The following is a 20,979-nucleotide window of genomic DNA, read 5'->3' as shown; positions in this document are numbered from 1 at the left end:
CGTTGATACGGTGCGCTCGAGGATGGGAGCGACCATGGGCAACGCAATCCGCGCCGTGGCGGCAGTGATCGGCCTCGTGGCGGGCTGCGGGGGCAAGGCCGATTCCGGCGCCAAAGGATCGTCGAGCTCCGCACCGACCGGCACCTCGGCCGCGGCGCCGGCCAGTCCCGCTCAACTGCAGGCGCTGGTCCCCACACCCGGTGGCACCGCCCAGACCTGGGGCCCAGACCCGATCGGGGACAATGGGATTCACCTCAGCTTCAAGGTGACGGGCGCACCCACCGAGGTCGTCACGGCGTACAAGGCCGCACTTGAGGGCAAGGGCTGGGCCGTCACCACCATCGTGTCGTCCGACGGCGGACCGGGGGGTGGCGGCGGCGCCACCTACACCGGCACGCACGGCGACAGCTACGGTGTGTTCGACGGCGGCGGGATGGGCACCGAGACATACCTCAACGTGTGCGCCTGGCCGGCGAAGCCGGCCCAGCCGAACTGCGGCCGCAAGCGCTGACCGCGCTGAAAATGGGCTTTATGACCGGGCGGTCTGCAATTTTCCGGTCATACAGCCCACTGTCGGCGCAATCCAACTAACTCTTGACCGCCTTCGGCGCCTGCCAGGTGCCGTTGAGCGCTTCTTCCTTGGGCCAGTACAGCCGCATGATGACCTGGAACGGGCCCTCCGGTGCCGGCAGCCAGTTGGCTTCCTTGTCCGCTCCCGGTGACTGGTTCTGTACATAGATGGTGATGCCGCCGTCGGCGTCCTTGATCAGATTGGGCAGCATCGGCGAGTTGATCAGGTAGCGGTTGATCGGGTTGGCGACCAGCAGGCTCTGCGGCATCTTGTACATGGTCAGCGACCAGAACGAGTTCACCGGCGGCAGCTGCCCCGGCGCGAAGCGCAGCGTGTACTTGTCGGCACCGGTCAGCGGGGCGCCGGTCGAATCGACCGACACCACCGGGTAGATGGCCTCGGCGGCCGTGTTGCCGTAGATGCCGAGCACCGCGGCGGCCATCCGGTAGAGGTAGTTGCCGTTGAGGAATTCACGCGTGCCGAACAGCTGAGCCGACGTCACCTGTCCGGTGGCGAGCTTGTCCTTCTTGAAGGCATCGGCTTCGGCCCATGCGTCGGCGATACCCGCCTTCACCGCCTCCAGCTTTTCCTTGCTCAACTTGTCGGCATTGAAGTCGCCGTCGGGGCCGATGCCGATCTTGGCGAAGCGCGCACGCACGTCCTGCTCGCCCGGCAGCACCGGCGCGTACTTCAGCACGAAGTTGAGGGTCTCGAAGAACTTGGGCGAGGTCTTCTCATCCTCGGCCGACAGCGGCACGGCGAAATCGACTGGCGGAGCGGTCTTTGCGGGCTGGTGTTCGAAGGCCGACAGCGGCTCGACGGTGTAAGCGGCCTGAATCTTCTTGACGTTCTCCAGGTCTGCCGGGTCGAACAACTGGGTGCGGTAGATGACCTGCGCGAACTGGGTGTCCGAGCGGATCACCTCGTTGATACCGGCCGGCTTTTCGCCCTTCCAATCCGGGCCTGCCAGAAGGTATTTCCCGCCGCCATTACCGGTGGTCCGGCTGCCGACGTAGGCGAAGTTGAATGTGTAGCCGTCAATGAACTGCAGCGAGAAGTACCGGTTCGCCTCGATGGGCGGGACGGTCAGGACCAGCGGTTCGGCGCGCAGGTCGGCACCGAGCATGGTGTACGGCGTGTCGGAGTTGGGCGTCTGGATCGCCGTGTCCTCGGGCGTGAACACCCGGGCGATGCTCTGGGGCTTGTTCCACTCGCCCTTGTACTGCGGGTTGGCCTTGTCGACGAAGTACGCGTATTGGATACGGTAGGAGTCGACCATCGGAAAGCCGTAGATGTAGGCGTCTTTCGCGATCGCGCGGACGTCGTCCTGGCCGGCGGCGGCTGTCGACGAGCTGCTGCCCGGCGATTCCGTCCCCTGCCCACAGCCGGTCATCGCGCCCATCAGCACGACGGCCAATCCCGCAACCCAGAACTTCATCCACAACTCCCGCTCTTCGACTCTTCGTGGCACCACAGGCGTCACACAGCAAACCCGTTTCTACCACGCGTCGAACGAAAGTGACGGCACCGTCAACGACTGTTTCACTCCGCCACCATCGGGTAGCCCACTACCCGGGGTCGAGATGTCCGTGGCTGGTTCTCATCGAAATCCCCTGAAAGAACTAGACTGAACGCACCGATGCTGGAAGTGGGTGGGCGTAATGGCCGACCGGAACGGATTGCGCGGCGTCGTCGCCGTCGGCGCGTCCGCCGGAGGCGTCGAGGCTCTCACCCAGATGGCTGCTGAACTGCCTGCGGATCTTCCGATGGCGGTTCTGGTCGTCCTGCACATGCCCATCGACGCACCCAGTGTCCTGGCCCGCATCCTGGATCGCGCCGGATCCCTCCCTGCCGCCGCCGCCACGAATGGCGAGGAGCTCGAGCCCGGGAGGCTGTACGTCTGCGTCCCGAACCGTCATCTCATGATCGACGACCATCGCACGCTGGTGACCCGCGGGCCCACCGAGAACGGACACCGTCCCGCCATCAACGCGCTGTTCCGCTCTGCCGCCATCACGTTCGGGCCACGCGCCATTGGCGTGCTGCTGTCCGGGGTACTCGACGACGGTGTCTCGGGTTTGAAGGCGATTCAATCGCGCGGCGGCGCCACGATCGCCCAAACACCCGACGATGCCCTGTTCCCGGGCCTCCCATCGGCCGCGCTCGAATCCGGAGTAGCCGATTACGAAGTGCGAGCGACGGATGTCGGTGTACTGCTCAAACAGTTATCCGAGCACGTCAGCGAGGAACCCATCATGGAACCCGACCCCGGCCTTCTGCTTGAAAATCGCATCGCCATGGCCGAACCCTTCGCGACAGATTTCGAGATCGAATCCCTTGGACCACCGTCGGGATACACGTGTCCGGACTGCAACGGTTCGCTACAAACGATTGGCGAGGGCAACTACCGGTGCCATGTTGGCCACGCCTGGTCGGCGGAATCTCTACTGCGCGCTCGCGATGACGAGGTGAATGGCGCGCTGTGGGTCGCGGTTCGCAGCCTGCAGGAGAAGGCCCAACTTGCCCGGCGGATGGCGAGTAACGTCAGCTCCGGCATGCTTCAGCAACGTTTCAGCAGCCAAGCCGACGAAGCCGAACATGCGCTGCGGATACTGACCGAACGACTCACGGCCGCGGGAACTGAATGACTGACCCGGTGCACATCAGCGCACCCGTCTACGGCGGGGGCGGTGAATACACCTTGCGCTGCACGGGTGTGCTCGACGGCCTGTCCTATCGCACGGTGCGTGACAGCGTGGTCAAGGCGGCGCTCGACGAACCCCGAATGGTGATCGTCGATGTCAACGAGCTCCGGGTACCGGATGCCTCTGCGTGGTCGGTCTTCACCAGTGCCCGTTGGCATGTCAGCACCTGGCCTGATGTGCCGATAATGCTCGTCAGGGCCGACGCCGACACCTGCGCTGTCATCCGCAGCCGCGGCATCACGCGTTACGTACCGGTCTTCCCCACCTTGCAGGAAGCATTGCAATCAGAGGGCAGCGCACGCCACCGGCGACGTCACCGGGCGCGCGCGGAGCTGCCGTCCCACGTCAGCAGCATCGTCGATGCCCAGCGGTTGGTCGGCGGCTGGTTGTCCGGTTGGTCGTGTCCGGCCATGATCCCGGTAACGGCGGTGATCGCCACAGCGTTGGTCGAAAACGTCCTGCGGCACACCGATTCTTCGCCCACATTGCGGTTGGAGTACGACGGCGAATTGGTCACCGTCGCCGTCGAGGACAGCAGTTCGGCGCCGGCACAGCGCAAAGAGGACGCCATGCACGGCACCAGTCGGGTGTCCGGCCTGGCGGTGGTGACCGCACTGACTCGAGTGTGGGGCAGCCTGCCGACGTCGGCGGGTAAGACCGTCTGGGCGGTCGTGGGTCCGGAGAACGTGCTGTAGCCACGAGTAATGTTCCGGGCATCGCATGACCTACGAACAGGACACCATGGACGCCGGTACCGACGACTCCTTTGAGGCTTTGCTGCGCTATCTGCGGGACTCTCGCGGATTCGACTTCACCGGCTACAAGCGCACGTCGCTGATGCGGCGGGTCAAGCACCGCATGGATCACGCCGGCTACACGACTTTCGATGAGTATCTCGATGTGCTGCAAGCGAGTTCCGACGAATTCGCGGCGCTCTTCAACACGATCCTGATCAATGTGACGGCATTCTTCCGCGACCCCGAAGCCTGGGAGTCGATCCAGAACGAGGTGATCCCGTCGATCCTCGCCGAGCGCGGGCCCGAGGACCCGATCCGGGTGTGGAGCGCAGGTTGCGCCTCCGGGCAGGAGGCGTACACGCTCGCGATCCTGCTGGCCGAAGCGCTCGGCTTCGAGGCGTTCCGGCAACGGGTGAAGATCTACGCCACCGACGTCGACGACCTTGCACTGAACGAGGCGCGCGCCGCATCGTACGACGCGCGTGCTGTCGAATCGGTTCCGCCCGAACTGCTGCCGATCTACTTCGAGCAGATCAACGGACGCTACGTCTTCAACAAGGATCTGCGCCGCGGGGTGATCTTCGGGCGCAACGACCTGGTGCGTGACGCGCCGATTTCGCGGGTCGACCTGCTGGTGTGCCGCAACACGTTGATGTATCTCAACGCCGAGACCCAGCGCGGTGTCTTGAATCGGTTGCATTTCGCGCTCGCGCCGAAAGGTGCGCTGTTCCTCGGCCACGCCGAGATGCTGTTGAGCCACGGCGACCGGTTCACCCCACTGGATCTGAAAAACCGCATCTTCCGGAAAGCCATCGGCACTCACACCTCACTCGATCGTTATGATCCGGCGGCAGCACTATATGAGCGTCATGGCGAACTCAACGGGTTGACGACGGTCCGCGACCTGGCTTTCCGCGCCAGCCCGGTGGCCCAGATCGTCGTCACCGGCGATGACACCGTCGCCATGATCAACCAGCAGGCCGAAACCAGCTTCGGATTGTCGGCGCGCGACATCGGCCGCCTCCTGCGCGACCTCGAAATCTCCTATCGCCCAGTCGAATTGCGCTCCTACATCGAGCAAGCAAAGGTCGAACGCCGCTCGGCGCGGATTCAGGACGTGCAGTGGCAGCGCGCCGGCGCCGAGGCCGTGTGGTTCGAGATCCACATCAACCCGCTCGTCGACGCCGACAACGGGTTGCTCGGCGTCTCGATCGTCTTCTTCGACGTCACCGCGATGCGGGCACTGCTGGACAAGGTCGTGCAGACCAACCGGCAGCTCGAGACGGCATACGAGGAACTGCAGTCCACCAACGAGGAACTCGAAACCACCAACGAGGAACTGCAGTCGACGGTGGAGGAGCTCGAGACCACCAACGAAGAGCTCCAGTCCACCAACGAAGAGCTCGAGACCATGAACGAGGAGCTGCAGTCCACCAACGACGAACTGCACACCATCAACGACGCACTGCGGGAGCGCAGCGCCGAACTCGACGATTCCCGCACCTTCATCAGCGCCCTGGTCAACTCGATCCGTCTGGGCGTCGTGGTGGTGGACCGGGAGATGCGGGTCGTCATGTGGAACCGCGGTTCGGAGGAACTATGGGGCCTGCGCGCCGACGAGACGCAGGGTGTGGCCATCACGTCGCTCGACATCGGGCTGCCACTCGATGACGTCCGTCCGTTGATCGGTCACGCATTCGTCGATCCCCAGAGTTCTGGGCAAGTGATCGTCAACGCGGTGAACCGGCGGGGCCGGACGGCGCGGGTGCGGGTCGCATGTTCGTCGTTCACCTCACCGGACGACAGTCTTCGGGGCGCGCTGCTGCTGATGGAAGTGGTCGACTAGAGCTGCTTGGCCTTGTCGATCACCCGTTGCGAGAGTCCGAGCAGGTCGGTGCTACTACTCAGCGACAGGCGTTTCAGCATTTGGAAGGCTTCGGAAGCGCCAACCTGAAACCGTTCCATCAGAATCGATTTCGCCTCGCTGACCACATCCCAGTTGTCCAGCACGTGTCGAACCAGATCGAGCGGTTGTGCGCCGCCGACCGCCAGCGCGGTATGAGTCGCCACCACGTAGCCGATCTCCTCGGCGTGCCTGTCGAACGCGTGGGGTTCGTTCGCGTAGATCATCAGGGCGCCGACCGACCGGGCCGTGGTGAACAAGCGGAACGACAGCACCGCACGAATGGGCGTCGACCTGAGCACATCCCGTCGATAGGCCGGCCAGCGGTCATCGGACTCGAGATCGTTCACCCGTAGGACATCGCGCTTCCACGCCGCTCAGGAATGGGCCTTGACGCTGGAACTGCTGGATGGCATCTACCAATGCGGCGTACGGATGCGTCATCACGACCGTATCCAACTGGGCGGGAAAGCCCGCGGTCGTCACACCCGCGTACTTCGCGCCGGGTATCTCGCGGACGGCATGGTCCACCATCCGCTGCAATATCGCCGCGTGGGTGCCGGCACATATGCCTGAACCACCGGCGGCATCAACGAGCCGCTGGCCGCGCCCACTGCTGGAACCGGATGTCGTTCCTGTCACGCCGCACACCTCTTGGAACAAGAGTACGCCGCAGCGGTACCCATCGGCGGTCACGGATTGATGGTGTTCTCGCCGTCCTGACGGCCCCAGACGTACTCGGATGCGAACGGCGATCCGAGCCCGAAATGGTTGTACGGCGCGATCGACGCGCCGGTGTCCATCACCATGTACGGCATGGGCCAGATGTCCCGGGTGACGGTCCAGCAACCGGGCCGGCCCATGGGACCGCCGCGGGCGTTGATCCGGGGCAGATTGTCCGGGTAGACGTACTGGTTCGCCGAGCCGACGAGCGCCGTGTGCGATATCAGCGAATATCCATTGCCGCCGACAGCGAAGGAGGTGGCCTCTACTGCGCGCGGGAGAGCCCTTATCCCGCAATCGATCTCGGGGCTGTACCGGTCCAGCACCTGGGCCGTCGGAATCAGATCTTGTGCGCCCCGCACCAGGTACGGCCCGCCGCGCTCGAAGATGTCACCGCCGGTATTGCCGAACCCGACCGATGCCATCAACGCCTGGTCGATGTTGCCGCGCTGATCATTCAGTGCGCGCTCGGTGGTCACCGCGTTCTTGAGGCCGTCCCACAGATCCGGGGACGCGTTGGCGTAGACCTCGGCCAGATCGGCCAGCGCGCGGTTGTCATGCCGGATGGACGGCATCCGCTGGTTGAGATCGGCCAGGATGACGTTGCCGTCGACCAGCGACCGACCGAACTTGTCGCCCAAGCCGTCGAGGGCCTGGGCCGCAGCGGACAGCGTCGCGTTCAGCTTTATCGGATCGACCTGCTCGGAAATCGCGGTGATCGTTTCGAACAGCGTGTTGAATTCCGTGGTGACACTGACAGCGTTCACGGTGTCGCCGGCCTTGAGCCGCTGCGGCGTCGGGTCCGGCGGCGACGTCATGGAGATGTACTTGTTGCCGAATACCGTTGTGGCAAGCAGCTTCACATCCACATTGCGCGGCAGCACACTGAGGTAGCGCGGATCGACGTTGAGGATCAGTTTGGCTTGCGCCTTCTCACCGGGTGCGGCCACCACTTCGCTACCCGTGAGCCGCCCGATCGGTACGCCGTTGTAGGTGACCTTCGAGCCGTTGTCCATCGACAGCCCGGCCCGGCTGGCCAGCACGTACAGCTGAGCCTTGGTGTCGAAGGCGCCGCGGAACTGGAGCCAGGTGAGCGTCATTCCGGCGGCGACGACCAGTGCCGCGATCAGGCCGACGATCTTGTAGGGCGGCGTGCGATCTCGGTTGAGCGGAGCATGGACTTGGCCCGCAGCGACGGGTGGCAACGGCTGCAGTGGCGGCCGTGGTTTCGTCATGGCACTCCAGCGTCAGATCGAGGTGTGGCCGGGCGCCGTTGTCCGGCCTTGATCGAGACTGAAATGCAGGGTACGACTGCCCCCACCCCGGCGGCACGCAAATGACAAACCTCTAGCAAACCGTAAATTGACGGGCCGGCCACTCACCGGCCACTTTCTCGCCATCACAAGGCGGCTGTTGCCGATGTGATGACGGCCGTCAGCAAATGGGCTGCGCGTGGAGCCGGCCCTGACCTACGCTCGGCCGGTAGCGCGTACGCGCAGCAGCTGTACTGCTTCCTGCAGCGCGCCGACGTTCCACGCCAGCGCGCACGTCGTCTTTCGGCGGCCGACACCGGACAACCACGCCGCACCCCATACGAGCGACTGAAACGCAGCCCCCACTACGGCGGGCCCCAGCCACCACGGACGGAACTTGTCGAGGACGCGTGCTTCACCGCGGCCGAAATTCCGATACTGAACGAAGGCCGCCTTCAGATCGGTGCGCTGCACCTTGCTCACCACAGCGTCCGGCACCAACTCCAACATGAACCCGGCTTCGGCTGCCCGCCAGAAGAAGTCGACTTCGTCAGCGCCACCTTTGAACCATTCGTCGAAGCCGTGCACCCGGTAGAACAACTCGCGCGTGAACCCGCAGTTCGTGCCGTTCGCGAACACATCTTTGCGGCCCAGCGCCGGATACAGCCGACGTTCCCGAGCCAGCACGGTGCCGTCTGCGAGGATTCGATCGAGTCCACCGCCGACGGCCTGCGCTCCTCCCATGAAGGCCCGGTGATACGCCTCGATCCATCCCGCGTGGACGACGTCGTCGGCATCGGTGAGCAGTACGTACTCACCCTTGGACGCGATAATCCCAACGTTGCGAGCGACATTGGCGCCGGGTGCCCGACTGGCATCCACGACGCGCACACGCGGATCCGAGTAGGAGCGCACCAGGTCGGCGGTGCCGTCCGTCGACCCGTTGTCGGCGACGACGATCTCAAACTCGGTACTGGTCTCCTGCGCCAGTACGGCATCCAGTTGTTTGGCGAGCACGCCGGCACCGTCCCGGCACGGGATGACGACGGAGATCATGCGCCGAAACGTAGCTGAGATTCATTTGGTACGCGCGTCTTGCGGCGCGCCTGACAGGGATTTGCCAGCTATGAGACCGATTGCGGCGCCACGAGGAACTTCTCGCCCGTTGCCTTCTTGAGATAGCTGTTGAACGCCTCGGGTTTGAGTAGACCGGCAAGTGAGACTTCCTGCGTGTAATTGCTCGCGAAAGTAGTGGTGAGCTCTGCGGCCACGCGCGCCCGCAGCCTGCCGATGACCTCGGCCCCCGCACTGGCGAGGAACGGCGTGAGCAGCCAGCCGCCGATGCCCCACGCCATACCGAAGCTTCGGTTGAGGATCGTCGGGCCGGTGTCGAGGCTGCCGTAGATATACACCTGCTTGTGAACCGACGAGCCGTAGCGCGAGTACTGCGTCGCGGTCGCATTGGCCGCCTGCTCCATGCCATTGAGAACCTGGCTGGCGAGCGTGCCACCACCGGTGGCGTCGAAGGCGAGCGTCGCGGAGGTGGCCTTGAGCGCCTCGAGCAGATCGTGCTCGAATGTCGGTGCGGCCGAGTTACATACGTATTCGGCGCCCAGGTCCCGCAGGATCTGTTCCTGCTCCGACTTGCGCACGATGTTGACCAGCGGCACTCCGTCGGCGAGGCAGATCTTGACCAGCATCTGCCCCAGGTTCGACGCCGCCGCCGTGTGCACCAAAGCCGAATGTCCTTCGCGGCGCATGGTTTCCACCATGCCCAGCGCCGTCAGCGGGTTGACGAACGACGATGCCCCGTCCTTCGCCGTCGCGCCGTCGGGTAGCACCAGACAGGCCGCAGCTTTCACGACACGGTACTGCGAATACATGGCGCCGCCGGCGATACCCACCACCTTGCCCAAAAGCGCCTGCGCCGCGGCCGACTCCCCTGCCGCCACGACGGTGCCGGAACCTTCGTTGCCGACGGGAAGCGATTGCCCGACGCGGACGGCCAGGTGTGCCAGCGCTCCGTCCGGCAAGGGCGCGGTGACGACGGGACGCTCCGGGGTGCCCCTGATTGTCGCGGCGGACATGTCGGCGCCGGGGATCAGCAGGCCCAGGTCCGACGGGTTCACCGGCGACGCCTCGACGCGGACGACGACTTCGTCCGCGGCCGGGGCGGGGATGTCGACGTCCTGCAGCGAGAGTTCGAGCGTGCCGTCCGGAGTTACCAGGGACCGCAATTCCAACGCGGTTTCGGGTACTTCGCTCATCGGTGTGCCTCCACTCGTCGAACCGTCGACTGAAGAGTACGCCCGGGCAATTGGCGGCCGCGAAATCGGCTGCCTGCGTGCCTTTTCCGGCCCGCACCAACCGCGGTCCTGTCGATCGACGACGACTTCTAGTGTGGGTACGGTTCCAATTCACGCATCCGCTTGAGATGCGCTTGCTGTATCTCGTCCGTGCGGGTGAGGAACCCGACAATCAGGTCGATCTCCGCCGCGCTGTAATGGCGCGACAACATCTTGCCGCCCTGATCCAGCAGCGGGGAGACGAGTTCCGTGAGACGGCCGGCAGCGAGATCCGTGGCCACCACGGTTACTCGGCGGTGGTCGGTCGGATGTAGCGATCGTCTGATGTAGCCCAGCTTCTCCAGACGGTTGAGCACAATCGTGGTTCCCGCGGCGGTGAGACCGAGCCGCTCGGCCAGGAGTCCGGGCGTCGTAACCGTCTCGCCCTCAAACAGAATGAGTTCCAGGGCACGTCGATCCGTGTGATTGACGCCGAGCACCCGCACCAACTCACGCGCCAAGTCGTCGACGGTTCCGTGTAGAGAATCCATCGTTCTCTTCAGCACTGGTGCGATCCGTGCCAGTTCAGTTGCCATCGGACGAAGACCTCCCCCAAGGTTTCCTTTGACTGGGCCTGATCATAGCGACGGCCGAGTGGTTCCGGATGGAATTATTGACGCTTCGGCTAGAACTTTGCGGGCCATCTGTGTCACCGCCGTGACCGCGATACCTACCCGGTCGCGGAACCTAACTTCTCAGCCTGGCACGACTGGAGAATCGCGATGACCCCCGACTGGGCTGTCCATCCAGCCCAGTCGAGGGCCATTCCACCGCTGCACTTCCCCAGGCGTTGCGCTGAATCTGTCCCTTATCCCACCAGCGCCGCCCATGTACAGCCGGCTACTCCTTGCGCGCCGTCAGGGTTACGTGACGGTCGTGGTGGTGAGCGTCGGAGAGGGATTCGGGTAGCACGCGGTTGCGGTATTGAAGTTGGAACCAATCAATGGTTTCAAGGTAGTGGTGAAGGTCATGCCGGGGTTGGAATAGCCGGTGCCGGCATATTTGGTGGTAATCGAGCCAGGAGCGTTGGCCGTCACATTGATGGTGACCGCAGGCGGGGTATACGTCGAGCCACCGGGAATTGGACCGGGAACAGTGAGTTCGACATTACTGCCCACGAGGGCTGTCGTGCCCGGGACGGATCCACCGGACGCGCTGGAAGAGACATACGTCGAGTTCGTTGGGACCGGGATAATCATCTTCATTGCGCTGATGCTCACGACCGTAAAGCCGGGGACCGGGTTAAGCGGAACCGTCGATGAACCGGGCGCAATGGTAATGGCCACGGGTGAACCCGCAGTTACCGAGCCCGGCGCGGTGGTGGTAACCGACGTTGTCATGCTCGACGTCTGAGTGCCCGCCCCGACTGTTGCCTGACAACTCCAATTCACCGAGACGGCTGCGTGTGCCGTCCCGGCCAGACAAAGTGCAGCAACGAGCGCCATCGGAGTAATGGCGCCGGCACGACGCAACGTGGACGTATTCGATCGCATTGTTATCTCCAAGAGGTGAAGGTAACGACGTGGCGAGAATGCCGCGCCGCTTTAGAGCGAAGAAAACATAACTCGCCCCCAGTCAAATTCCGTGCACATATTGAATACGTTTCGATTGCCGTGTCGAATTCATTATTTGTTATTAGTTTTTCGGTATTGAGAGTTGAACGTTGGATAGTCTTTTCTGCATAGATATTGCCTGCAGAAATGGCTCGGACATGCATAGGCAACGGCGATGCGACAGCCGAAAACCGCACCTTGGCCTGACGCAGTGGCCCTGCCTAACGGCAGCAATCGGCCCCTCCCTGGTCGTTAAGGGAGGGGCCGATTGATCGATTGATGCGGTTACTTGCTGCCGCCTGCGCTGTTTGCATCTGCACCGCTCGCGCCCGCGCTGCTACTGCCGCTACCACTCTTGCTGGGCTTGGCGGGCTTGCCGAAACCGTTCTTGAGGCCGGCGCCGAACTTATTCAACGACGACTTCAGGTTCTCCCCGGCGGAGTTGATCGCCTTCGTCAGGCCGTCTCCGCTCTTGCCAGGTGTACCGGCCTTCGTGCCGCTGGTCGTGCCACCGTTTGACGTGGTGGTGCCGCCTGAGCCCGTCTCGCTCCCGGTCGACCCGCTGGGCTTTGCGGGCTCACCGGCCGTGCCAGGTGTACCGGTTTTGGTGCCGCTGGTCGTGTCGGTGCCACCGCTCGGTGTGGTGGTACTGCCCGTGGCCGTACCCGGATCAGGCTTCGTTTCGGTTGCGGTGGAAGGTGTTTCGGACGAATTCGAGGCGGGTTCCCCTGCGTCTGGTTTCGCGGCGGCTGGCGCCGTCGCCGCAGGTTCCGCCGGGGAGACCTGCGTCGCGGTGGTCTTCGTCGCCGTAACCTTCGCGGCATCAGGCGTCACCTTCTCGGCGCCCAACGTGACCGTCGCAGCCGACACGACGGCCGACGGAACTGCGGCCGGTCCGACATCGGCCACCTTCGCCGCGACGGGCACCGGTGCGCCCAGTGCTTGCGCGATGACGTCGCGAAGGCCGATGACTGTGGCGACAAGACCCGGGACTCCGATGCCGGTCGGGCTCAGAATCCCCGGGAGCATCAACGGTGCGTTCCCGTTGAGGAAGGCGTTGGTGAGCACGGCGGGGGCGTTCACGATCGCGTTGACAGCCGCTCCCAAGTTGCCGGCGCGCACCCCGTCGTACACGGCTTGCGCGGCATCCCCAAACGCCTTCTCGACGGCGCTAACCGTGCCAAGCAGAGAAAAGCCCACGCTGACAAGAACAGCGGGACCTAGCTTGACGACGTTGGTGATGTTCTGCATCACCTTGCCAGGGATGTCCAATACCCCACTTGCCAACAGTGCGAAGCCGGGGTTTACCACCAAGTTGAGCATGCCTTGAAATGCGAGGTCCAGGCCGTTGCTGATATGGCCGGCGGCCAGTTGTTGAGCTGCCTGGCGGAAGGAGTCTGGAAGCGCTTGCACAGCCGTGACGAAGCTGTTGCCGGCGGCGCCCAGCGCTGCAGCGGTGATGTTCGCGTAGCCAATCTGGTTGGCGATGATCTGCTTCAGAATGGGAGCGGGGTCGGCCCACACCTGCTGGCCGAGGGCCGAAATGTTGTTGAACGATGTCGCGAGGACCTTCCCCCATTCGCTGATGGGATTGACCGACGCGGTCAACGTCGTCGCGAGGCTCGACACCGGGACCGCCGGCAGGTGCACCTGCTGCGGTGCCACCACTATCGGTGACAGCGCAATGGCACTCGCTCCGATCAGCGCCACGCCGCTGGTCATACCGGTCCGGACACACGTTTGCATAACTCCCCCTCAGTAATCGGTAACCTGCACCCGCAAATTACTTCACACTGATCGACGCGTGGGGCGAATTGCGCCGGAAATATTCATTATTCGATATTGAAATTTGACGACAGAAAGTTAATCTCAGAAAGTAATCAACTACATAAAGCTATTGCCGCAAAGATATTGCACTAACGAATATCACCCATCCTGGAAATCCGCGAGACGCCAGACCTCGGAAACGAGGATGCAGGCATGCCGAACCGGCCTCGAAAGCAAGCCCACCAGCCGCTCGTGGCACTGGGATATCTCTGATCTAGAGTCGGCCGGCCGCGAAATCAGCTGCCTGCGTGACCTTTCCGGACTGCACATAAGAACCGTGGGCGCCGACGTCGAAGCCGCCGCCCACCCAGCAGATCGGGTCGCCTTCGGCGCACTGGTCAATGGAATTGGCGACGTACTGCGGCGCCAGCTCCGGCAGCGGACCGCCGGCGAGCATGCCCGCGAAACCGGTCCGCGGCGCACCGAACAGTGCGGTGGCGGCGACCCGACTGGCAGTCTGCGGCGACGTCGAGTTGGTGGCGCCTTCGATGACCGCCGCCCCCTGCGAATAGCCGCCGAGCACCATCTTGGTCTTCGGGCAGTTGGCCGCGGTGGACTCGATGACCGACCGCGCGGCGTCGATGCCGGCGGGGGTGCTAACGGCGAAGTCGTTGCTCGCCGGGTAGTCGACCGGCGTCGCTTCAACGGTGCGCGGCGCCACCCGCGCACGCAGGTCCTCGACGAAGGGACGACCGACACTGCCCAGGCCCGGCGGCTCGGTGGTGCCGCGGGCGAACACGACCTGGACGTCGGGGCACGGTGCGGCTGTTGCCGCTGGTGCGTAGGCCGGGATGACGGGGGCCAAGGCGGCGACGGCGGAGAGCAACGCGAGCTTGCGGGTCATACCGACCGATCGTAGGACGGTGGCGCGGCTTCGCAATGGGTTTGGTCCGTCATCAGAGTGGCCGCGAGGTGATCTCCAGCCAGGCTTCGAATTCCATCTTTACGCGGCGCCGTTCCATCCGCCGGGCATGCGAACGCTCCATGGCCAGTCGCAGTCCGTTTGACAGGGGCGAATCGCCGGTCCGGTAAACCGTTGGTACCGAACGGGTTCCATGAGCTTTCGATAACGGCGGCGCCGCTTTTCGATCCGGCAACCGAGCGGGGTGGGCGCGGCGCAGGTGGGTCGCAGTCACCTCGCACGCGGCGCCAACGAGTAGCACCAACACTGCCGCCACTTCGTACTCCGCGTACATCATGATGGCGCCTTCTCTCCCGTGCTCACCGCACCGGCGCACGGCCTGGGCCTTCGTCGGCTGAGAATTCGAACTGTTGACGCTCTCTACGATTGTCCGTCAAACCGCACCGCGATATAGCCCGAAGAGCGATCTTTAGTGCGAGATAGATCGAGTACCAGCGCGCCGCACCGATGAGGGGTGATCAGACCTTCGTGGCACCCATATCGACGGTCAACTGCGTTGCCGTGACCGCTCGTGACAAATCCGACGCCAGGTAGATGACCGCATCGGAGATGTCGTCGACGCTCGCAGGGAACGGGTCGCTGAGCATGCAGCCGAAGGACATCAGATAGCTCGGGTGATCCGTGAGCAACGTGCCGACCGTGGGATCCGCGGCCAGCACGGTGTCGACGCCCCAAGGGTGGATGGAGTTGACCCGGATCTTGAACTCCGCGAGCTCGATCGCCGCCGACTTCGTCAGCCCGACCACGCCGTGCTTGGCGGCGCTGTAGTGAGCCTGGCCCGGCAATGACTTGATCCCGGCCACCGAGCTGATGTTGATGACCGAGCCCCCATTGCCCGCCGCGATCATATGCGGGACAGCAGCTTTCATCGTGCGCCAGACGCCGGTGAGGTTGACGTCGATCATCGTCTGCCACTGGTCGTCCGGCATCTCCCAGAAGCGCGCCCAGGTGCTGATGCCCGCGTTGGCGACGACGACATCGAGGCGTCCGCCGAACCTGTCGACACCGTCCTTGAGCACCGCGTCCATGGCCGGAGAGTCCCGGACGTCGGCGACCGCCATGAGGCACTTGCCGCCCGCGGCCTCGACGAGGCGCACCGTCTCGTGCAGGTCCGCCTCACGAGGCCCCGGACACCCGCTGTGCGGCGTGACGTCGGCCGCGACGTCGATCCCGATCACCGATGCTCCCTCGCGAGCGAGTCGCACTGCGTGATTTCGCCCCATGCCGCGCGCAGTCCCGGTCACGAATGCGACCTTGCCGTCGAGAAGGCCCATGGCAACCTCCGGGTCTTGCTGATGCCACCGAAACGCCGTGGGATCAGTAAACGCGCGGTGGTGGAGATTTGCTAGAGGTACCGGTGCATGGGCCCGGGATATGCAGATCGCCAAACTCGCAGTCGCTCAGAAACGGCTGCAGCCAGCCTAGGCGATCGTGGTGCCGATGAGGACAGTCAATTCGCCGGAGTCGGCGGCGTTGCCGGCCGGCTGCGCGAAGATGTGTCCCGCGGATCGAGCGGTGTCACTGAATTCAGTCGACGAGATAGTCCAAGATTCAATCGGCGTGCAGCGCTGGAAGATTCCGCGGTCATACCAATCCTTCAGCACCGGGGCGGGTGGGGCGTATGCCACCTGCGCCGGATGTGGGCTGCTGTCAGGTGGGCAGGTACCCGAGCTGTCCTTCATCCACGTCGGATCGCCCTGGATTCTGATGGTTTTCATGAACTGATCGAAGTCGGGTCGCGGGGCAATGAAAGCGGCTTTGACGGTTCGGGCCTCCGAGCCCCACGTGGTCGTGCTGACGGTAGCGGCCAGCGGTGCGAAACTCGCCGGGACGCGAGCGTGGACGAAAGTGGCGTTGAGCTGTTGAGCAGCCTGGTCTTTCGGGATGTCCTTGGTTTTATCGAGTTGATCGGTTGCGCATGCGGCGGTTGCCAGCACCACGAAAGCGGTCATGGCTGTGGCTGCGATCCGGTGGGTGATATCGGTGGTGGTGCTCATGTCATGGCATCCTTCCCTGGACGCGCTGCACACTGCCGGATCCGGTGACGAGAAAATCTTGGGCGATCCCGACAGCTTGCAAGTCGTGCGCCATGTTGGAGATGTTGTGGCTGAGGTCCGACGGCATCGGGGATGTTGTCGCGAAGTTGTACCAGTCCATGACGTCGTTGCGGTAGTTGGCGGTGTAGGTGCCGTCGGGGTTCATCGTGATCGTGTACGCGGTGGAGACCGAGTAGTGACCAAGCGTACGAACCTCGTCGCCGTCGCTGCCGGCCACTACGGCCCAGGGAGTAGTTCCGGACAAGGTGACCGGCTTTCCTGTGCTCCGTGCTTGAGCAAGTGCATCGCGGGTGATCGACTGCAGATTCGTGTTGACCTGCGCTGCAGGCGTCGCCGCGAGGTCGTTGTAGCCGTTGGCGCTGTCGCTGAGCCACCGGTCGACGACATCCGCAGGTAGCGCCTTCGGCGTCCCGGTGTTGTCCAGGTAATGGTCCAGAAATGCGGCAGCATTGGTCTGGTTGTTGCGGAGCATCTCCAGTTCGGCTGCGGCGACTGCTTTTTGTTTGAGGCCTTCGGTTGCCACCGATGTCCACCGGCGATCCCCTCCATGCTGCCAGGGGTCATCATTGGCGACCGGGGTTCGTGGCGGAGGCAACGCGGGATCGGGACCGGGTGCAGCAGGACTTGGAGTGCCTTGGGGCAGTTCGAGACTGAGTGCCCGAGTAAGGTCGTCGTCGATTGTATTCGCCTCTGCGAGCGCTCCGGCGACGCGTCGCTGTAGGTCGGCCATCTGCTGCTGGTAGGCCATCGAAGATGCCAGCCGATCAGGGTCGGTGGGGGCAACTTCTCCTGTGGCGCGATTGATGGTGAATCCCTCGGCGCGCGCGTCGCGGTCGATCGCTGCAACTGTGGCTTTGAGGCCCTCCACATCGTCGGCGAGCTTCCCGCACGCTGCAGCGGCCGCCTGCATCAGTTCGGAATGGCTGCCCAGCTGCGAACTCAAGCGGTCGAGCGATACACGTGCAGAATCGCTGGCCTGCCCGGTCCAACTGGCGACGATCGGCAGGATCGCCAATCCAGCCATGACCTGCTCGGCCGACGATCCGCGGCCAGCCATGGCGTCGGCGACCTCGTGGATCGCCCACGGGCTCCACTTGTCGACGTCGGAGAGGGAGACAGTCATGCTCGACTCGTGATGTCAGCGGGGCGCCGGCCGAATCGCCGGTCCCATCTCACGGGCCAGAGCATCGGCGGAGCTCGCGTCCGATTGACTGTAACGCTGCGAGGCGATGCGGAAGTGCTCGCCCATCGTCTCAATGTGCCGGCATAGATCGTCGGTGACGGCCTGCATTTCGGCGAGCCGGGCTTGCAGCACCAAGGCCGATGTTCCGACCCATCCGGCCCCGGCGCTGTCGATCGCGGCGTTCGCCGCGGCGTGCGCTACCTGCAGATCACGGCCGTGCATATCCATATGATCGGCGGACAACGCCAAATCAACAGGGTCCACACGCAAATCAGACACAGTCCCCCCGGACAAGTTGTGCCGACGCTGAATCACCGGCTGAAGAAATGCTACCTGGCATTCAGATCGCGTTCCGGCATCAAAACCTGGCGCGGCCCGCCTGGTCGAGACACCGAGGGCTGCGCGGGCCGTTTACGCGATCACGCTACTCACAAGACTCAGCAAGGCTGAGCCGAATACCGATTCGCGACAACTTTGTGCCGAGAGTTGCCGGCCTATCGAAGTCCACCTCATATCCGCTAACTGCCAATACTCTCGACCGCCCAAGCACAACATCTACCTGCAGCACATCGAACCGTGGCCAAGAGTTGGTGCATCCAATCGGCCGACTCCAGGGCGAAAAGCTAGCGGTGTACGGGATAGCGGTACCCGTTCGCCGTCGGTGGTTGCGCATTGACGAGGCCAGCGGGCTGAGCCGGCACGCCGTGTGCGCCGGGTCCGGCCAGAATCAGGCCATGGCCGAAGGAGATTCGCAGGCGCAAGTCGAACCGGGCCTGGCGTTTGATGACTTCGATCCGTGCGATCTCCAACGCCGCGGTGATGGTGCAACGCCCGGATTCGACGGCCGCGATCCGACCTTGCTGAACGACCAGAACCACCAGGTCCATGTCGAAGCAGACGGTCAACTCCACCTCGACGGTGCCGGCCGGCTTGCCATTGACGAAAACCTGGACGGTCCACGGGTGGCTGCATTCGATCTTGTGCGTCACCAACTTCACGGTCTCCCGGGCCGCCGCATTTTCGTGCGTCCGGCGGGCAGCCGCCACGAGCTCGTCGAACTTCTTCCATCCGTCGACGGCCAGATCGAGCAGGCTCAGCGAGAGTTGTTCATCAGTCTGTCTGGCCACCTCGCCCTCGACGAGCGGCGTCACCCCGGGGAACCGCGCAACGAGGTTGTTGATCGTGCCGCTCTGGTGCAGCGATTCGGTCAGCGCCCGAGTCGGTTCGACCACCGCATCGCAGTACAGGAGGTCTCGAACGGTCACCGTCTCAGTCAACGCGGATGCGATCATCATCCACCCCTCTCAAGGTCACGACATCAGGCTTGGAATGCACCGCCACGCGGATGGCGAGCGTCGTCTCGCCGGCCGCCGGCGTCGCACGCAATGTGACAGTGGCAGGACCACCGGGTCGCGTGACCACCTGGACCCGCGGGGGCCGAAGTGCGCGCCGGCCGAAGTGGACGGCCGCGGCCAGCAGCAACACCGCAAGGACCGCGGCGACCAGGACGAGCGGCCACCACTCATGCGTCTGCGACGGGATAATCGGAGGCGGTGGCACCGTCGGGGGCGTGGCTGGCGGTGGCACCGGAAGACCTACGGCCACAATGGCGAAATCCCCAGTGTCCCAGGCCGATCCATCCGCGCACGAGGCACGCACTGTGTGACTGCCCACTGCGGCATCGGATGGGACGGCAAACCATGTCGCGAAGTGGCCGTTCCCGTCGAGAGCCACCTCAAATCGGGGCGGGGCGCCATCCCACGACAGCGTCACCGTCCGCTCGTGGTCGGCACAGAGGAACTGCGAGCCGACGATGAGCACCGCATCTCCCCCATGCCCTTGCGTGGGGTCGAGCGAGATCGACGCCGCCGCGGCTCCCTGGTTCGTCACCGGGCTGACGACGGTGAACTGCTGACTGGCCGCGACGTCGGGATCGTCGGCGCAGGCGGCCAGCACCGTGTACTCGCCAACGGACGCTGACGCGGGAACGGTGAACGGGACACGGAAAGTGAAAGGCGTGGCTTTGGTCGACGGTGACTTGTCCCCGTCCCAGAACAACTGCACGTCGCCGCTGTCCGGGCAGGCGAAACCCGTACCCGTCGCCGTCACTTGTGATCCTGCCGTTCCCTTCGGGGTGCTCAAAGTCAAAGTGGGCTTCGGGGTTTCGACCACTGTGAAGGGCGCAGATGCCGACACTGGCAATTTGCGCAGGGACCCGCATACCGCTGTGACGGTGTGTCCGGTTGCCGGGCCATCCGGAACCGTGAACGCCAGACTGCCGACGGCGGGGTCTACGGCCTTGGCAGTCAAAGGCTGGCCGTCCCACTGGAGACGCGGAGCGTCGACACACATCCCGAAGCCTTTGGGAGTAGCCGTCACCTGCGAGCCGGCGGGCCCTTTGCCGGGTTCCAGTGTGAGGGTGGGCTTCTCGGTCACATCGATCGTGAACGACGCCGGGGCGACCGTGCGGGCCCCATCCAGGAGTCTGCACACTGCGGTCACCCGGTGCGCACCGGCCGGACTGTCCGGCACCGTGAACGTCAGATCGCTGCCGGCGGACAGCGGCCCGCCGTCCCAGAGCAGGTGTGGGGAGTCCAGGCAGTAACCGAAGCCTGTGATGGTGGCCGTGACCTGAGTTCCCGAGCCGCCGTGCGATGGCGCAAGCGTGAGGGTGGCTGAGTCGGCGGCCGGCGCGGGTGCCGCGATCACCGGAGGTAACGCCTTCAGCGGGGGCGAAGCGGTCGTTGTGGGCGCGGCCGGTGTCGGTGTCGACCCCGTGTCGGCGAACACCACGCCGACGCCCCCGAACAGGATCGCCAACGCGATCGCGCAGCCGAGGGCCGGCACACTCGCGTGGCGGCGCGGAAGTAGCGCACCCATGGCGGCCCACCTCCTCTCACGAGGAAGCATCACGCGACAGCGCGCGGCCATCACGAGTACCGCGCTACTCGTTTCTGAGGTAGGTCGCTCAGGGAGGTGGAGTGATGCAACCAGGGCAGGCAATGTGTGGGTGCCCCCAGTCGGACTCGAACCGACACTTGGCGGATTTTAAGTCCGCTGCCTCTGCCAATTGGGCTATGGGGGCGGGCACCGAGTCAACCGGCGCCGCCATGACGGTAGCGCCCGCCAGTCCGACCGTACGCAGCGGTCCGGCCGAGATCGCGAGATCAACCACAAGTTGAATTGCACGAGAACACTCG

The 20,979-nt window shown here is 64.3% G+C and carries 20 protein-coding genes, 1 tRNA gene and 1 pseudogene; 5 read left to right on the top strand and 17 right to left on the bottom strand.

Annotated elements, in window-relative coordinates:
* Positions 1-34 precede the first annotated feature (34 nt).
* Positions 35-511, top strand: coding sequence for a hypothetical protein (locus ACJH6I_RS23155; protein WP_406784547.1), 477 nt, complete (start codon positions 35-37; stop codon positions 509-511).
* Between the two features lie 76 nt (positions 512-587).
* Here the strand turns inward: ACJH6I_RS23155 and ACJH6I_RS23150 are convergent, their stop codons facing one another.
* Entirely contained in the window at positions 588-2,009 is a 1,422-nt protein-coding gene (locus tag ACJH6I_RS23150) for a DUF1254 domain-containing protein (protein WP_406784546.1), read from the bottom strand.
* A gap of 223 nt (positions 2,010-2,232) precedes the next feature.
* On the opposite strand from ACJH6I_RS23150, the gene ACJH6I_RS23145 reads away from it, so the two are divergent.
* From ACJH6I_RS23145 to ACJH6I_RS23135, 3 genes are read left to right on the top strand one after another with little or no spacing between them, the layout of a single operon-like run.
* Positions 2,233-3,219 (top strand): chemotaxis protein CheB, encoded by a 987-nt coding sequence (locus ACJH6I_RS23145; RefSeq protein WP_406784545.1) that lies wholly within the window; start codon positions 2,233-2,235, stop codon positions 3,217-3,219.
* The gene (locus ACJH6I_RS23140) at positions 3,216-3,971 is read left to right on the top strand and encodes an STAS domain-containing protein (protein WP_244872653.1); all 756 of its coding nucleotides are present in this window, start codon (positions 3,216-3,218) and stop codon (positions 3,969-3,971) included. Before ACJH6I_RS23145 ends, ACJH6I_RS23140 begins: the two co-directional genes overlap by 4 nt.
* Before the next feature lie 46 nt (positions 3,972-4,017).
* Positions 4,018-5,859: a CheR family methyltransferase gene (locus ACJH6I_RS23135; RefSeq protein ID WP_212814955.1), complete on the top strand. Its 1,842-nt coding sequence runs from the start codon at positions 4,018-4,020 to the stop codon at positions 5,857-5,859.
* Here the strand turns inward: ACJH6I_RS23135 and ACJH6I_RS23130 are convergent.
* The gene (locus tag ACJH6I_RS23130; protein WP_406784556.1) at positions 5,856-6,023 is read right to left on the bottom strand and encodes an ANTAR domain-containing protein; all 168 of its coding nucleotides are present in this window, start codon (positions 6,021-6,023) and stop codon (positions 5,856-5,858) included. The two genes, ACJH6I_RS23135 and ACJH6I_RS23130, sit on opposite strands and share 4 nt — an antisense overlap.
* 45 nt (positions 6,024-6,068) lie before the next feature.
* A pseudogene (locus tag ACJH6I_RS23125) lies at positions 6,069-6,275 on the bottom strand (GAF domain-containing protein); the annotation flags it as partial.
* Between the two features lie 31 nt (positions 6,276-6,306).
* On the opposite strand from ACJH6I_RS23125, the gene ACJH6I_RS23120 reads away from it, so the two are divergent.
* The gene (locus ACJH6I_RS23120; RefSeq protein WP_406784544.1) at positions 6,307-6,492 is read left to right on the top strand and encodes a hypothetical protein; all 186 of its coding nucleotides are present in this window, start codon (positions 6,307-6,309) and stop codon (positions 6,490-6,492) included.
* A gap of 116 nt (positions 6,493-6,608) precedes the next feature.
* Here the strand turns inward: ACJH6I_RS23120 and ACJH6I_RS23115 are convergent, their stop codons facing one another.
* From ACJH6I_RS23115 to ACJH6I_RS23050, 14 genes are all read right to left on the bottom strand, one after another.
* On the bottom strand, positions 6,609-7,874 hold the full coding sequence (locus tag ACJH6I_RS23115) for an MCE family protein (protein WP_406784543.1): 1,266 nt from the start codon (positions 7,872-7,874) through the stop codon (positions 6,609-6,611).
* 234 nt (positions 7,875-8,108) lie between these two features.
* Positions 8,109-8,948 (bottom strand): glycosyltransferase family 2 protein, encoded by an 840-nt coding sequence (locus ACJH6I_RS23110; protein ID WP_406784542.1) that lies wholly within the window; start codon positions 8,946-8,948, stop codon positions 8,109-8,111.
* Positions 8,949-9,016: 68 nt separating this feature from the next.
* Positions 9,017-10,159, bottom strand: coding sequence for a zinc-binding dehydrogenase (locus ACJH6I_RS23105; protein ID WP_406784541.1), 1,143 nt, complete (start codon positions 10,157-10,159; stop codon positions 9,017-9,019).
* 128 nt (positions 10,160-10,287) lie between these two features.
* Positions 10,288-10,773 carry a MarR family transcriptional regulator gene (locus ACJH6I_RS23100; protein ID WP_318986689.1) on the bottom strand — a complete coding sequence of 162 codons (486 nt, stop codon included), beginning with the start codon at positions 10,771-10,773 and terminating at the stop codon, positions 10,288-10,290.
* 327 nt (positions 10,774-11,100) lie between these two features.
* On the bottom strand, positions 11,101-11,523 hold the full coding sequence (locus ACJH6I_RS23095) for a hypothetical protein (RefSeq protein WP_406784540.1): 423 nt from the start codon (positions 11,521-11,523) through the stop codon (positions 11,101-11,103).
* Positions 11,524-12,075: 552 nt separating this feature from the next.
* Complete coding sequence (locus ACJH6I_RS23090; RefSeq protein WP_318986691.1) at positions 12,076-13,512, bottom strand: hypothetical protein; 1,437 nt, start codon at positions 13,510-13,512, stop codon at positions 12,076-12,078.
* A gap of 319 nt (positions 13,513-13,831) precedes the next feature.
* Positions 13,832-14,461, bottom strand: a complete 630-nt coding sequence (locus ACJH6I_RS23085) for a cutinase family protein (protein WP_406784539.1) — start codon at positions 14,459-14,461, stop codon at positions 13,832-13,834.
* Between the two features lie 536 nt (positions 14,462-14,997).
* Positions 14,998-15,813 (bottom strand): mycofactocin-coupled SDR family oxidoreductase, encoded by an 816-nt coding sequence (locus tag ACJH6I_RS23080; RefSeq protein WP_406784538.1) that lies wholly within the window; start codon positions 15,811-15,813, stop codon positions 14,998-15,000.
* A gap of 147 nt (positions 15,814-15,960) precedes the next feature.
* A complete protein-coding gene (locus tag ACJH6I_RS23075) occupies positions 15,961-16,536 on the bottom strand; it encodes a hypothetical protein (protein ID WP_406784537.1) in 576 nt (191 codons plus the stop codon).
* A 1-nt stretch (position 16,537) separates the two neighbouring features.
* Positions 16,538-17,653 carry a hypothetical protein gene (locus ACJH6I_RS23070; RefSeq protein ID WP_406784536.1) on the bottom strand — a complete coding sequence of 372 codons (1,116 nt, stop codon included), beginning with the start codon at positions 17,651-17,653 and terminating at the stop codon, positions 16,538-16,540.
* An 81-nt stretch (positions 17,654-17,734) separates the two neighbouring features.
* The gene (locus tag ACJH6I_RS23065) at positions 17,735-18,043 is read right to left on the bottom strand and encodes a WXG100 family type VII secretion target (protein ID WP_406784535.1); all 309 of its coding nucleotides are present in this window, start codon (positions 18,041-18,043) and stop codon (positions 17,735-17,737) included.
* A 359-nt stretch (positions 18,044-18,402) separates the two neighbouring features.
* Positions 18,403-19,044, bottom strand: coding sequence for a hypothetical protein (locus ACJH6I_RS23060; protein WP_212812835.1), 642 nt, complete (start codon positions 19,042-19,044; stop codon positions 18,403-18,405).
* Positions 19,045-19,048: 4 nt separating this feature from the next.
* Positions 19,049-20,659, bottom strand: coding sequence for a hypothetical protein (locus ACJH6I_RS23055; protein WP_212812837.1), 1,611 nt, complete (start codon positions 20,657-20,659; stop codon positions 19,049-19,051).
* A gap of 131 nt (positions 20,660-20,790) precedes the next feature.
* Positions 20,791-20,864: transfer RNA gene (locus ACJH6I_RS23050), tRNA-Leu, on the bottom strand.
* Positions 20,865-20,979 lie beyond the last annotated feature (115 nt).

It is taken from the genome of Mycobacterium sp. SMC-13, assembly GCF_045311035.1.
In the GTDB taxonomy this organism is placed as follows: Bacteria; Actinomycetota; Actinomycetes; order Mycobacteriales; family Mycobacteriaceae; genus Mycobacterium.
This window is presented reverse-complemented; position numbering and strand designations above follow the sequence as displayed.

What these genes read in the sequence shown, in the direction of transcription:
- ACJH6I_RS23070 (WP_406784536.1), bottom strand. Translation starts at nt 17,653, where the DNA reads ATGGCTGGCCGCGGATCGTCGGCCGAGCAGGTCATGGCTGGATTGGCG.
- ACJH6I_RS23080 (WP_406784538.1), bottom strand. Translation starts at nt 15,813, where the DNA reads ATGGGCCTTCTCGACGGCAAGGTCGCATTCGTGACCGGGACTGCGCGC.
- ACJH6I_RS23075 (WP_406784537.1), bottom strand. Translation starts at nt 16,536, where the DNA reads ATGAGCACCACCACCGATATCACCCACCGGATCGCAGCCACAGCCATG.
- ACJH6I_RS23090 (WP_318986691.1), bottom strand. Translation starts at nt 13,512, where the DNA reads ATGACCAGCGGCGTGGCGCTGATCGGAGCGAGTGCCATTGCGCTGTCA.
- ACJH6I_RS23135 (WP_212814955.1), top strand. Translation starts at nt 4,018, where the DNA reads ATGGACGCCGGTACCGACGACTCCTTTGAGGCTTTGCTGCGCTATCTG.
- ACJH6I_RS23140 (WP_244872653.1), top strand. Translation starts at nt 3,216, where the DNA reads ATGACTGACCCGGTGCACATCAGCGCACCCGTCTACGGCGGGGGCGGT.
- ACJH6I_RS23115 (WP_406784543.1), bottom strand. Translation starts at nt 7,874, where the DNA reads ATGACGAAACCACGGCCGCCACTGCAGCCGTTGCCACCCGTCGCTGCG.
- ACJH6I_RS23145 (WP_406784545.1), top strand. Translation starts at nt 2,233, where the DNA reads ATGGCCGACCGGAACGGATTGCGCGGCGTCGTCGCCGTCGGCGCGTCC.
- ACJH6I_RS23155 (WP_406784547.1), top strand. Translation starts at nt 35, where the DNA reads ATGGGCAACGCAATCCGCGCCGTGGCGGCAGTGATCGGCCTCGTGGCG.
- ACJH6I_RS23100 (WP_318986689.1), bottom strand. Translation starts at nt 10,773, where the DNA reads ATGGCAACTGAACTGGCACGGATCGCACCAGTGCTGAAGAGAACGATG.
- ACJH6I_RS23055 (WP_212812837.1), bottom strand. Translation starts at nt 20,659, where the DNA reads ATGGGTGCGCTACTTCCGCGCCGCCACGCGAGTGTGCCGGCCCTCGGC.
- ACJH6I_RS23150 (WP_406784546.1), bottom strand. Translation starts at nt 2,009, where the DNA reads ATGAAGTTCTGGGTTGCGGGATTGGCCGTCGTGCTGATGGGCGCGATG.
- ACJH6I_RS23110 (WP_406784542.1), bottom strand. Translation starts at nt 8,948, where the DNA reads ATGATCTCCGTCGTCATCCCGTGCCGGGACGGTGCCGGCGTGCTCGCC.
- ACJH6I_RS23105 (WP_406784541.1), bottom strand. Translation starts at nt 10,159, where the DNA reads ATGAGCGAAGTACCCGAAACCGCGTTGGAATTGCGGTCCCTGGTAACT.
- ACJH6I_RS23085 (WP_406784539.1), bottom strand. Translation starts at nt 14,461, where the DNA reads ATGACCCGCAAGCTCGCGTTGCTCTCCGCCGTCGCCGCCTTGGCCCCC.